This is a genomic window from Dialister sp. i34-0019-2H8 (assembly GCF_042846925.1).
Classification (GTDB): domain Bacteria; phylum Bacillota; class Negativicutes; order Veillonellales; family Dialisteraceae; genus Dialister.
In genome coordinates this window covers 1991339-2004613 of sequence record NZ_BAABYQ010000001.1, presented here as the reverse complement: position 1 = coordinate 2004613, position 13275 = coordinate 1991339, and the positions used below count along the sequence as shown (strand labels likewise).

Sequence of the window (13275 nt, the reverse complement as noted above, 5' to 3'; positions counted from 1 at the left end):
AGGAGATGCAGAAGAAATGGAAAACAAAACAGAACACAGACATGGCTGTAAAGGCTGTATTCCTCTTACCGATATGGTGGCAGACACTCTAAGAGCCAGAGGGATTAGAAAAGACACATGCGAAAAATACGGATATTTCAAGACAGTTATTCATGATGAACCTGCACAGGTGGCTTGCTATTATGATGACCATGGGGTACTTATTGGACAGAAGGTTAGGTACAAAGACAAAAGGTTTGAGACAAAAGGTTCAAAGTTCTCTAATCGTTTCTTTGGGCAGAACTTATGGGCAAATGGGCACCGCAAGATGTTAGTAGTGACAGAAGGGGAAATTGATTGCTTGACTGTTTCACAGATCAATGATAACAAATACCCTTGTGTCTCCATACCTGCTGGGGCTGGCAGTGCAAAGAAAGTATTCAAGGCACAGTCTGAATGGCTTAATTCCTTTGATAAAGTGATTGTCTTTTTCGATATGGATGAAGCAGGACGAAAAGGAATTAAAGACATTGAGGGGCTATTGAAACCTGGAAAGCTGTACATTGGTACTCTTCCTTACAAAGACCCGAATGAATGCTTGCAGAATGGACATCCTGAAGTTGTCATTGATGCAATCTGGAATGCAAAAGAATATACTCCAGATGGCATTGTGAACGGCAAAGATCTATGGGATGCTATTTCTGAGGATGTGAAGAATGATGGATACAATCTGCCTTGGGAGAACTTAACATTGAATAAGATGATTATGGGTCTTCGCAAGGGAGAGCTTTGTGTCTTGACCGCTGGTACAGGGGTAGGGAAGACAACTTTCGTGAGACAGATTGCCTATGACTTTGGTGTGGTAAAGAAGCTGAAGATTGGCATGCTGATGTTAGAAGAAAACCCGAAACGAACTGCTACAGGGTTAATGTCTCTTCATGTTGGGAAACGTCTGTATCTTAATAGGCACGCTGTTTCTGAGGAAGAGTACAGAAAAGCCTTTGATGAGACTTTAGGCACTGGTCGATATGTCTTGTATGAACATTTTGGTTCATTGGATGGAGACAATCTGATGGATAAGATCAGATATATGGCAGTGAGTGAAGAGTGTGATTTCATCATTCTTGACCATATTTCTATAGCTATTTCTGGGCTTGAAGGGGACAACGAACGTAAGATGATTGACATACTTATGACGCAGCTCCGTTCTTTAGCAGAAGAGACAGGTGTTGGTCTTATTATCATATCTCATCTCAGACGTAACAATGCAGTAGGCAGTATCGCATTTGAAGAAGGCGGGTGTGTCTCTCTTTCCCAGCTTCGTGGCTCAGGTGCTATCGGGCAGTTAGCAGACACAGTGCTTGGTCTTGAAAGAAATCAACAGGCAGAAGGAAAGAAAAAGAACTTGGTAAGAGTGCGTGTCTTGAAATGCCGATGGACAGGAGAGACAGGCATTGGTGGTTATTTGTTCTATGCCAAAGAGCATGATACCTTGCAGGCAGTAGACAAGCTCAGTGACTATATTGATGAGGAAGGAGAAGAAGACAATGTTGACTTTTGATATTGAAAGTAACGGCTTGCTTGAAGAATCTACAAAGGTTCATTGCATGGCGATCTTTGATGGAGAAACAATGCATAGCTTCTCTCCTACAAACATCGAAGTAGGTGTTCATATGCTGCAGGATGCACTGGATAACGGAGAAACCATCTGCGGACATAACATCATTGATTTTGATATTCCTTGTCTTGAAAAGCTCTACCCAGCAATCTTTCATGTGTCTAGGGAGCAACGACAATATGTGAGAGACACCCTTGTTATGGCACGTCTGATCTATGGAAACATTAAAGACTATGATTATGATTTGTTCAAAAAGGGAAGATTGGCTGGTAAACTTATTGGCTCACAGTCTCTGAAAGCATGGGGGTATCGTCTGGGAGAGTTGAAAGGAACGTATGCGGAAGAGACAGAGGATGCATGGGCTACTTATAGCGAAGACATGCTTATGTATAACAGGCAGGACGTAGTTGTAACCCAGAAGCTCTATGATTTCTTGATAAGACATCCTTATTCTGAAAAGGCAATTCAGCTTGAACACGCAGCACAATGGCTAATGTTTAAGCAGGAACAGAATGGTTTTCCGTTTAATACTGAAGCAGCAGAAGAGCTAGAAAAGGGGTTACGGAAAAGACAGTGTGTCTTATCAGCTGAGTTGATGAAACTGGCTCCTCGTATTCCAGATAAAATCTTCATTCCTAAGAGGGATAACAAGAGATTAGGATACAAGGCAGGTGTTCCAATTCAGCGCTACAAAGATTTTAATCCTAAGAGCAGACAGCAGATTGAATGGCTGGTGACTGAATATTATCAGTATTCCCCAGACAATCCAGACCTGTATGAGGAAGATAGACTGAAAGTGGATGAAGACACATTTCATTTCATGTCTACGGATCCAGATGCTCCAGAGGAAGTAAGAACCTTGTCTCCACTTATTGAGGAATACTTGATGATTGTAAAGAGACTTGGACAGCTTTCAGATGGGGCACAGGCGTGGCTTAAACTTGTGAAGAAGGACGGCTGTATGCATGGAAGAGTGAATCCTTGTGGAGCAGTTAGTGGAAGAGCGACACACGCAAATCCTAATGTCACACAAGTTCCTCACGATGCTAGTCCTTATGGGAAAGAATGTAGAAGTTTGTTTGGCGTTCCAGAAGGATGGTATCAGGCAGGGATAGATGCTTGTGGTCTTGAACTTCGTTGTCTTGCACATTTTCTTGCACCTTATGATGGTGGAGAATATGCAGATGTTGTTGTAAATGGTGATATTCATACACTGAACCAGAAGGCAGCAGGTCTTGCTACTCGTGATGAAGCGAAACGATTTATCTACGCCTTTCTCTATGGTGCAGGGGATAAAAAGATGGGTGGTCTTATTGGTGGAGATGAAAAAGCAGGGAAAGCAGTTAAGGCTAGATTCTTGAAGAAAGTACCTGCTATTCGCTCTTTACGTAAGGCTGTAAAAGATGCTCTCGTGGAAACAGATTTCCGTGGGGGCATTTTGAAGTGGAAAAGACACTGGCTCAAAGGCTTGGATGGGAGAAAGCTGCATGTACGTTCTATTCATTCTGCTTTGAATCTTTTGTTACAGAGTGCAGGTGCGCTTGTCTGTAAGTACTGGATTGTACGGACAGAAGAGAGACTGCTTGCTAGAGGATTGAAGCATGGCTGGGACGGGGACTTTGCCTTAATGGCATGGGTTCACGATGAACAGCAGATAGCATGCAGAGATCTTGATGTTGCAAAGATTGTTGTTGAAGAAGCACAGGCTGCAATGCGAGACACACAAGCACATTACAACTTTAGAGTTCAGTTAGATACAGAAGGTATTATTGGCAAAAATTGGTACGATTGCCACTGATTTTTTAATTGCGGCACGCTATGGAGAAGAGAACACTTTTATTTCTCTTTGTTTATAAGAAAGGAAGTACAAATTATGTCTAAAGAATGTGTATGTCACATGATGGAAGATGGAGTTATGTTTTGTCTGGATCAGGCGGTCAGTGTCAGAAGAGCAAATGGCTCACTTGATTTTGTACGGATTGCATCTATTGATCCATTCCTTGAAAGAGCAAGAGTTGTGTCTCCAGAGATGGATGAGGAAGTAGATATGAACACATTGTCTCCTCTGGAAATGGCTAGAGATAATCTTACTTGGTATGCAAGACACCCAGCTTTTAGACTGAATATTGATAAAACGTACAATATTCCTGTTGACTATGATGAATTTCATAAAGCAGGGGAAGCCGCTATTAAGGGAGAGAAGGAGCTTGTCGCATATATGGATAAGCGTCAGAAAGACATTATTGCTTTCTATAATGACAAGTTGGATGAAGAAGATGAAGCGCATCGTAAAGCAGAAGACATGAGTGTTCGCCTTCTGAAATATACTGCGTTAGTGAAAGATCTCGCAAGCCAGTGTGACACGACAGATGAAAATAACTTTATTGTTGCTAGACTTCGTACAATTCTGAATGAAGTGTTTAACGCTAATGCTTCTATTATTCATGCAGCAAAAGCCAATATTGAAGTAGTGAAACATTACCTTCCAAAAGAGGAGAAGAAATAAATGGAACAGGAAAAGACATCTCTTGAAAAAATTGATAATGCAGCTGTAAGAAAGAGCATCTATGCAGCACTTGATTCTATTGAATTTTATGTTTCTGACTGCTATGGTCAGCTTGCAACTATGCAGGAAGTAAAGGATTTTAATGACGCTGTATGTGCGCTTGTATTTGCATATAGACACGTTAGAGAAGCGGAACTGGAAGTAGATGAAGTGAAAAAGAAGTATGGAATTGCTGAAGGTCTGGAGGCTAAATGTGCAAAAGCAGGATCTTGTGAAATCCCCACTGATGCTCGTGTTTGATGGAGACATGATTTGCTTTCAGGCATGTGCCGTAGTAGAGCATGAAGTCAACTGGTATGGGGATGTCTGGACATTATGGGCAGATGCTGCTGATGCTAAAGGTGAAGTGGACGCTCGTATTGCAGAAATCACTGCTGCGGTGTTAGACAAACTCAATTATGAAGGTGAGTATAAAATCATCCTTTGTTTCAGTGGAGAAGATAATTTCAGAAAGAAGATCTATCCACTTTATAAGCAAAACAGAGTAGGGAAGAGAAAACCTGTTTGTTATCATGCCATTGTTGATTGGTGCAAAAGGAATTATGAAAGTATCACAAGACCTACACTGGAAGCTGATGATCTTTGTGGTATCTTAGCGACAAGACATAAGGGACACACTGTCATCATATCTGCGGATAAAGATTTCAAGTGTATCCCGAGTGTCTTTTATAATTTTATGAAACGTGAGTTGTACGTCATATCAGAAGGAGAAGCTGATTACTTCCATCTTATGCAGACACTCATGGGAGACACAGCAGACAATTACACTGGATGTCCTGGCATTGGGGCAAAGACTGCCCAGAAACTCTTTGCAGATAAGGGTGTGTCGTGGGAAACGGTAGTTGAAGCATTTAAGAAGAAGGGGTTGTCTGAATCCTATGCATTGTCACAGGCACAGGTAGCACGGATTCTTAGAGATGAAAACTACGATAGCAAGACAGGAGAGATTATCCCATGGTATCCTAATCTTATTCAAATACCATGCAGGAAAGAGAGGTGTAGTCCTTGATTAAAGTACAGGATGATTCTGATTCTTTACGTGCAGAGATGAAACGTCCATATATTTCAGCAGAAGTTATGGAGTATCTTCGTAAGAATTTTGATATTTCCTATTTACTGGCTAAAGATGTTGGAAGTGAATCAATGCGTCTTGGATACATCAAGGGTGTACAGGATGTGATTGATTCTCTTTTAGCATGCCAGAGAATGAATGTAGGTAAATGATATGTGTTTGTGGAATAAGATGCCTAAGATCACTATTCCCAGTATGACCCCAGCGCAGCTTCAACAGACAAACAATACGGCACAAGAACCAGAGAATGCTGTCTATGGTGGAACAAAGAATTGGGAAGTAGCAAGCAAAAAGAAAGGTGTGGCAGCTCTTACTGTTAAGAAAGACACACTGAATAAGGCAACTAATGATACAGGTGTAAATTACAATTTGTAAATTAAAGGAGAATGAGAAATATGGGATGGTGGCATAAAGTTACACACGCAATTACAAAACCATTTAAGGCAGTAGGACATGCAGTAAGCAAATTAGTAGGGGCAGTAGCACAGCCTGCTATTAAGCTCGTAGGGGGGCTTCTTGGCGGTAGCTCCTCTACTACGCAGGAAGTTGCTGCTCCGCAGATTGCTGCCCCTGCTGTAGCTGCACCAGAACCTACGCAGGGGCAGCAAGAATCTGATCTGGTGTCTAGCAAAAAGAAGAGGACGAACAAAGGCAAGCGAGCTTTAATGATTGATAGTGGTGGTTCAGCTGGTTCTGGGGGTACTACAGGTACTGGTCTTAATCTCTAATGATAGGAGACAAACATGGCACAGCAGAACAGCATGAATGATATTATCAAGAACCGTGAAGAAACAGCGAAGAGTGCATATGAACGTCTGTCTAATGATAGAAATATGTATATCACTCGTGCGGAAGATTGCGCTAAATACACAATTCCTTCTCTGTTCCCTCAGAATGGTTCTAATGCTTCTACTACTTTCAGTACACCATATCAAAGCTTTGGTGCCAGAGCAGTCAATAATCTGACATCTAAACTTGCCTTAGCTCTTATGCCCCCGAATAGTCCTTTCTTTACTTTGAATCCTTCACAGGACACGAAGCAGGAACTGGAACAGTCTGGGGATAATATGGTGACGGAAGTTCAGCAGCAGCTCATGCGAATTGAAAATATTTGCATGAAATATGTAGAGACACACCAGATCAGAGTGACCATTACAGAAGCTCTGAAAATGCTGATTGTCGCAGGGAATGCCTGTCTTTATTTACCACCTCAGGAAGGCGGTATCAAAATGTATCGTCTCAATGATTATGTCGTTGTACGTGATGCACTGGGGACATGGTACAGACTGATTACCTTAGACAAAGTAGCATGGGCGTCTCTGCCAGAAGATGTACAGAACATGATTTCTAAGACAGGAGAAAACACGGAAGAGCATAAGGCATCCGATGAAGTTGAGATTTATACAGATATTCAGTTACAGAATGGACAGTATATCTCTTATCAGGAAGTCAATGGTGAAGTGATTGATGGGACAGCACAGGCATTTCCTGCTGATAGTGCGCCATGGATTCCGCTTCGCATGGTAAAGATGGATGGTGAATCTTACGGACGTTCTTTTGTAGAGGAATATCTGGGTGATATTCGTTCTCTTGAAAATCTCAGTAAAGCCATTGTAGAGCTTAGTTCTATTTGTGCGTCTGTTTATTTCCTTGTGAATCCGAATGGCATTACAAGAGTGAATAGATTGTCTAAAGCAGAAACAGGAGCTTTTATTCCTGGCAGAGCTGAAGACATTACGGTGTTACAGTTGGATAAATATAATGATCTGAATGTAGCACAGCAGACCGCAGCGAATATTGAATCTAGGCTGTCTTTTGCCTTTTTGCTGAATAGTGCAGTACAGAGAAACGGAGAACGTGTAACCGCAGAAGAGATTAGATATGTGGCTGGGGAACTGGAAGACACACTGGGTGGAATTTACTCTTTGTTGTCTCAGGAACTTCAGTTACCATTAGCGCGCCGACTGGTAGCACAGCTCTCTTCAGGTGGGCAGATTCCAGACCTTCCACCAGACTTAGTGGACATGGAAGTCATCACTGGTGTAGAAGCAATCGGGCGAGGACATGATCTTAATAAATTAGCACAGTTCTTGGAATTGCAGCAGATGAATCCTGCAGCACAGACATATCTGAATTGGCAGAAGATCATGATTATGGAAGCAACAGCATTAGGCATTGATACAGAAGAACTCATAAAGACTGATGAACAGCTACAGCAAGAACAGCAGCAGTCTATGATGTCTAATATGGCAGAGAAAGCAGCTCCTCAATTAGCAAAAGGAGCAATGGATGGCATGAATAACCAGACGGGAGGCATGTAGTAAATTGGAAGAAAATACTGAATCTTTATATCCAGAAGGGGCAGTGACAGGTGGTGCAGAAGATGCTTTACAGGGAAGAGACGTTGAAATCAGATCGACAAGTACAGAAAAGATTGAGACGAAAGACCCGTCTGAAGAAGCACAGGAAACTGAAAAGACAGAAGAAGCTGTACCGAAAACAGAAGAGCAGGCAGAAACCAAAGATAATGAAGACAAGCCCCAGAGTGAAGAAGAGCCTATTGAAACTCGTGTGTCTAAAGCAGTGGAAGCAGACCAGACGCTACAGGATGAATTAGGGAAAAAAGGAATTGACTTTGATGCCCTTGCTGATGAGTATTATGCAGATGGGGCATTGTCTGAAAAGTCCTATGACCAGCTTGAAAAGGCAGGTTATCCAAAGTCTGTTATTGATGCATACATTACTGGTCTTGAAGCTACAGCACAGCAGTTTATCGCAGATGTCTATCAGCATGCAGGGGGACAGGAAGAGTATGAAAAGATTGCTGGCTTCATTAGCAAGCAGAATGACGGAAGTGCAGAACGCTTTAATTCTCTTATTGAAAAAGGGGATATGGCTGGCATTAGACTGGCTCTTGATGGCTTTAAGGCTCGTATGTACGCTGCTAACGGCTACACTGGTCGTTCTATTCTTGGTCGGTCTAGTAACGCTGGCAACAATGCTGGCAACATGGGGTTTGCTAACAGAGGAGAAATGGTGAAGGCAATGTCTGATCCACGGTATCTTCGTGACCCTTCGTATACTAAAGAAGTACAGGACAAAACCATGAACAGTTCTTTTATTGGTTAATTTTGTTATGACAACAATGAAAAGACACACTGGCTTATTATTTTTACAGAAACGCTGGTAAAAAATACAAAATGTAAATCGCAAAACAAAAATATATTCAAACACACATCTAAGCAGATGTGTGTCTTTTTGTTGTTTCATATATTCATTCATTTCTATTTTTCAATGTAAAGGAGAGTTTATTTTGGCAGACGTAACAATCGCACAGCCAGGGCTTAATCAGGGTGGTACTGATGCTCTTGCCCGCTATCTGAAAGTATTTGCAGGAGAAACCATCACGGCATTTGAACGTGCTTCTGTAACCAATGGACGTCATATTGTTCGATCCATTGCGAGCGGTAAATCTGCACAATTCCCTGTATTTGGTCGTGCTACAGCCGCTTATCTGAAATCTGGTAAGTCTCTGGATGACCTGCGTGAAAACATTCCTGGCGAAGAGAAAATCATTCAGATTGATGGTCTTCTGACTACTTCTCAGCTCATTTCTGATCTGGATGAAGCACTGTCTCACTTTGACGTGCGTGGTGAATATTCCCGTCAGATGGGTGAAGCTCTTGCATACGCAGCAGATGGTGCCGTACTTGCAGAAATTGCAAAGATGGTTGTCGCGAACAAAGAGAACATTACTGGTCTTGGTAAAGGTGAAATCCTCAAAGGTACTCTTGCAGGAGAAGACATTGGTGTTACTCAGAAAATGGGGCTTAAACTTGTGGAAATGCTTCTCAATGTTAAGACCAAAATGTCTGAAAACTATGTTCCTGCGAATGACCGTTATGTATTCATGACACCGACTGGCGTAAACGCTCTTGTAGCTTCTCTGGTTGCAATCAATCATGACTATGGTGCAGTAGCTACCATCACAGAAGGCAATGTTCTTCGTGTAGCAGGCTTTGACATCATTGAAACACCTCACCTTACTCGTGGTGGTGCAGCAGTCAATGAAGGTGTAATTCAGGGTGCAGGACATGTGTTCCCTGCTGATTATGTAGACAACACTGTCTTTATTGCAGCACATCGTACCGCAGTAGGCACTGTCAAACTGAAAGACCTTGCTATCGAACGTGCGCGTCGTGCTGAATATCAGGCAGACATGCTCGTAGCGTCTTATGCTATGGGACATGGTGGTCTTCGTCCAGAAGCTGCTTACATGGGCACTATTTCTTCTTCACTCTAAGAAGCGAACAGCCGATGTCTGAGGACTAGGCTATTTAGTGCTTGCTACGGCAGGCACTTTATGAGAGGGCTAGGCACACATGTTCGGCGTGTTGTGAGTGCAATTCTCACACCTCTCGATTCCTCCTTTCTTATAGGGAAGATATGCATATAAAATCATGAACGCCATGATACCCTCCTCTCAACGCAACTGCATATCTTCCCACCATGTCTCTTTAGCTCAATGGTCAGAGCGTCTGGTTCATGCCCAGAAGGTTTAAGGTTCAAGTCCTTAAAGAGACACCATACCTTATTTTTGATTTGTTTAGAAAGGATAAATAGCAATGACTTTAACTCCGTTGACAGAACTGGAAGCAGTCAATGAAATTCTTGCAAGTATCGGTGAATCGCCTGTAAATACGATTGAGAATCCGACAAATGTAGATGTCATCAACTGCTTGCGTATCCTTAGAAATGTAAATAGACGTGTGCAGAGTAAAGGATGGACGTTCAACAAAATTGATTCTTATACATTGAACCCAGATGCTTCTACGCACAGAATTAGATGGTTGTCTAATCTCCTGTACGTTGTTGGGACAGACGGCACGAAGTACACGAAGAAAGGGGACTACCTGTTTGACTGGGAAAACCAGACAACAGAGTTCAACAACAGCATTGATTGTACAATTATTTTTCTTGTTGATTTTGAAGACATGCCAGATCCAATGAGAAGCTATATTACAGCAAAGGCAGCCACTACCTTTCAGACAAGATACTTAGGTGATAGTTCCCTTGGTGAAGAGCTTCTCAGAGATGAACAGGAAGCATGGGCAGCTCTGATGGAATATGAACTTGATTCCAATGACTTCAATATGCTGAATGTAACTGGTGTGCAGACAATTCTTGAAAGAGGTAACTAATGGCTACAAACTTATACAGTCAGACCATCAAAAACATTGTGTCTGGTATCAGTCAGCAGCCTGCTATTCTTCGTTTACCAGAGCAGCTTGAAGAACAGATAAATGGATATAGCACAGAAGTAGGTGGTCTTCAAAAAAGGGCACCGACAGTGCATATCAAGAATTTGTTTGTTGCTCCTTCTTCTACTTATCGTCCTCTTGTACATGTAGTAAAGAGAGATGAAGAAGAAAAGTACATCATGATTTTTGATGGAAATGGTAGCTGTAAGATTTATGATGAAGACGGCAAAGAATATAAAGTAACCATTGATGCTAAATCTGCATCATACCTTAGGGGTGTAGATCCCAGAAAGTATCTTAAATGTATTACCATTGCAGACTATACTTTTATTGTTAATACAAAAAAGAAAGTAGCAATGACAGGGAAGGTATGGGATTCTGGCAGATGGAAAGACACACAGGGCGCACTCTTTAATGTTAAGAGTGGGCAGTATGGCAGAACATATGCTTGTATTATCAATGATGTAACGATTGCCACTTACACGACACCAGACGGATCTAATGCTTCTGATAGTACGAAGGTAGACGTAAACTGGATTGCTGAACAGCTTGCTACTTCTGCTAAAAGCAATGGGTGGACAGTAGAAACTGGGGACAGCTGGCTATATGTAAAGAAAGCAGGGACTACCATTAAGACAGTTAAGATTAAAGATGGGTACAATGGCATGTCTATGTTTGGTATTTATCATGCTGTACAGAACTTTAACAATCTTCCACGTTCTGCTCCTAGTGGATTCACAGTGCAGGTAAAAGGGGCAACGAATGTAGCTGATGATTATTATGTCAGATATGACGGAGACACACAGCTCTGGACAGAATGTGCAAGACCAGAAACACCTACTACTCTTGATTCTTCTACCATGCCTCAGGGACTGGTAAGAAATGCAGACATGTCTTTCACCCTTAAACCTTTGGAGTGGGATGATAGAGATGTAGGTGATGAGGATTCTAACCCAGAACCTTCTTTCGTTGGGGCAACTATCAATGATATTTTCTTTTACAGAAACAGGCTTGGGCTTATTTCAGGAGAGAATGTCATCCTGTCTAGGTCTGCGTCTTTCTTTAATTTCTGGTTTGCTTCTGTAGTAGACATGCAGGACACTGATCCTATTGATTTAGCAGTATCCCATAACAGTGTGTCTATCCTCTATCATGCTGTTCCATTTGATGAAGAGTTGCTTCTCTTCTCGAATGATACACAGTTCTTACTTAGAGCAGATGGTGTATTGTCTCCTAAGAATTGCTCTATCACAGAAGTTACAGAGTTTACTTGCAATCCATATGTGCGTCCAGTAGGTGCAGGAAGACGTGTCTATTTTCCTACAGAACGTGCAGAGTTTACTACGATCAAAGAATATTTCACGATTGAAGATACCACCAATTTGAAAGATGCACAGGATGTAACGTCCCATGTGCCTTCTTTTATTCCGAATGGTGTGTATAAAATTGTGTCTTCCAATACAGAGAATGTTTTGGGGTTCTTTACTCTTGGGGCTGAATCAAAAGTATATATTTACAAATATTTGTTTGTAGATAATAGCAGATTACAGTCATCTTGGTCTTACTGGGAGTTCAATGGTGCCCGTATTCTTGGTGGTGGATTTATCAATTCCACCTTGTACCTTGTGTTTGATAGACAAGGGATGATTACTCTTGAAAGTGTCTCCTTTACTTATAACACGAAGGACTATGAAGAGTATGAACCATATCGTGTCTTTATGGATAGAAAGGTTGTTTTACCTGCCATTACTTCAGATGCTTATGATGATATTGAAGGACGGACTAAGGTAGATATGAAAATCATGTATGGAGACACTCTGAAAGCAGGTGTGTCTTACGGACTGGTAGACAGCAAAGGCTTTTTCCGTAAATGGACACCAGAAGAAATGGTAGACGGCAGATACGTCTGGTTGCAAGGAAACTGGGTAGGCAGGCGTCTCATTGAAGGAGAATTGTATAAATTCAAGGTAAAGTTCTCTGAGGTTATGATTCGTAAACAGGATGACAACGGTGTTACTGCATACACAGAAGGAAGATTGCAGCTTAAAAATTTCTGGGTGAACTATGCGAATTGCGGATATATCAAAGCCATTGTTGAATGTTTTGACAAAGAGACATATGAATATTTAATGACTGCACGGCTTTTAGGTTCTGGTAGAAACAAAATTGGACTTACAGCATTAGAGACAGGACAGTTTAAGTTCCCTGTACAGTCTTTGAGTTCTAATTGCTCTATCAGTATAGAGACAGAACTTCCTATGCCTGTAGCATTGATTGGTGCAGGGTGGGAAGGTGTTTACTATAAGAGAGCTACTAGAGTGTAATTCTGATTGGAAAATAAAAGCAATCGGAATAAAAGAAATCTGGGATATTTGTAATGCACTACGAAGAGAAGACAAGAAAGAAATCATGATGAGTAGTAACCGTACTTCGTATGATATGTGCATTGTTGATCTCGTAGTACATTATGAACATCCAGTTTACAAGATTACATACAAAGACAAGGCAGTTGGGATTGGTGGTCTGTACAAATACAGAGGAAAAGGCGTGATTTGGCTCTGCTTTACTCCCGAGTATGCTAGACACAAACTTAGTTTCTTGCGTTTCTCAAAACAATTACTGCCTAGACTTCTGAAAGCCTATGGTGTCTTAACAAATGTAGTTTGGACAAAGAATACAACGCATGTAGAGTATCTGAATTGGCTTGGTGCTACATGGATAAAGTTGGACGATGATTTTTCTGTTTTTGAGTTAAAAGGAGATGAAAGTAAGTAATGTG

14 protein-coding genes and 1 tRNA gene are annotated in these 13275 nt (G+C 41.6%); all 15 read left to right on the top strand.

Annotated elements, in window-relative coordinates; translation table 11 throughout:
- Positions 1-16: 16 nt before the first annotated feature.
- The 15 genes from ACGG9R_RS08680 (at position 17) to ACGG9R_RS08610 (ending at position 13271) form a co-directional block, all read left to right on the top strand.
- A complete protein-coding gene (locus tag ACGG9R_RS08680) occupies positions 17-1540 on the top strand; it encodes a DnaB-like helicase C-terminal domain-containing protein (protein WP_390154020.1) in 1524 nt (507 codons plus the stop codon).
- Positions 1527-3395 carry a DNA polymerase gene (locus tag ACGG9R_RS08675; RefSeq protein WP_390154017.1) on the top strand — a complete coding sequence of 623 codons (1869 nt, stop codon included), beginning with the start codon at positions 1527-1529 and terminating at the stop codon, positions 3393-3395. The genes ACGG9R_RS08680 and ACGG9R_RS08675 overlap by 14 nt, the downstream gene beginning before the upstream one ends.
- A 75-nt stretch (positions 3396-3470) precedes the next feature.
- Positions 3471-4103 carry a hypothetical protein gene (locus ACGG9R_RS08670; RefSeq protein WP_390154014.1) on the top strand — a complete coding sequence of 211 codons (633 nt, stop codon included), beginning with the start codon at positions 3471-3473 and terminating at the stop codon, positions 4101-4103.
- Entirely contained in the window at positions 4104-4403 is a 300-nt protein-coding gene (locus ACGG9R_RS08665) for a hypothetical protein (protein WP_390154011.1), read from the top strand.
- Positions 4327-5172 (top strand): hypothetical protein, encoded by an 846-nt coding sequence (locus tag ACGG9R_RS08660; protein WP_390154009.1) that lies wholly within the window; start codon positions 4327-4329, stop codon positions 5170-5172. The genes ACGG9R_RS08665 and ACGG9R_RS08660 overlap by 77 nt, the downstream gene beginning before the upstream one ends.
- Entirely contained in the window at positions 5169-5387 is a 219-nt protein-coding gene (locus tag ACGG9R_RS08655) for a hypothetical protein (protein ID WP_390154006.1), read from the top strand. The genes ACGG9R_RS08660 and ACGG9R_RS08655 overlap by 4 nt, the downstream gene beginning before the upstream one ends.
- Before the next feature lie 19 nt (positions 5388-5406).
- Positions 5407-5610 (top strand): hypothetical protein, encoded by a 204-nt coding sequence (locus ACGG9R_RS08650; RefSeq protein WP_390154003.1) that lies wholly within the window; start codon positions 5407-5409, stop codon positions 5608-5610.
- 20 nt (positions 5611-5630) lie between these two features.
- Entirely contained in the window at positions 5631-5963 is a 333-nt protein-coding gene (locus ACGG9R_RS08645; protein WP_390154000.1) for a hypothetical protein, read from the top strand.
- 15 nt (positions 5964-5978) lie between these two features.
- A complete protein-coding gene (locus ACGG9R_RS08640; protein WP_390153997.1) occupies positions 5979-7556 on the top strand; it encodes a portal protein in 1578 nt (525 codons plus the stop codon).
- Between the two features lie 4 nt (positions 7557-7560).
- Complete coding sequence (locus tag ACGG9R_RS08635) at positions 7561-8364, top strand: hypothetical protein (protein ID WP_390153993.1); 804 nt, start codon at positions 7561-7563, stop codon at positions 8362-8364.
- Between the two features lie 184 nt (positions 8365-8548).
- Positions 8549-9538 (top strand): phage capsid protein, encoded by a 990-nt coding sequence (locus ACGG9R_RS08630; RefSeq protein ID WP_390153990.1) that lies wholly within the window; start codon positions 8549-8551, stop codon positions 9536-9538.
- 208 nt (positions 9539-9746) lie between these two features.
- A tRNA-Met gene (locus ACGG9R_RS08625) sits at positions 9747-9822 on the top strand.
- 53 nt (positions 9823-9875) lie between these two features.
- A complete protein-coding gene (locus ACGG9R_RS08620) occupies positions 9876-10436 on the top strand; it encodes a phage tail protein (protein ID WP_390153987.1) in 561 nt (186 codons plus the stop codon).
- Positions 10436-12820 carry a hypothetical protein gene (locus ACGG9R_RS08615; RefSeq protein ID WP_390153985.1) on the top strand — a complete coding sequence of 795 codons (2385 nt, stop codon included), beginning with the start codon at positions 10436-10438 and terminating at the stop codon, positions 12818-12820. Before ACGG9R_RS08620 ends, ACGG9R_RS08615 begins: the two co-directional genes overlap by 1 nt.
- On the top strand, positions 12789-13271 hold the full coding sequence (locus ACGG9R_RS08610; protein WP_390153982.1) for a phage protein Gp13 family protein: 483 nt from the start codon (positions 12789-12791) through the stop codon (positions 13269-13271). Before ACGG9R_RS08615 ends, ACGG9R_RS08610 begins: the two co-directional genes overlap by 32 nt.
- Positions 13272-13275 lie beyond the last annotated feature (4 nt).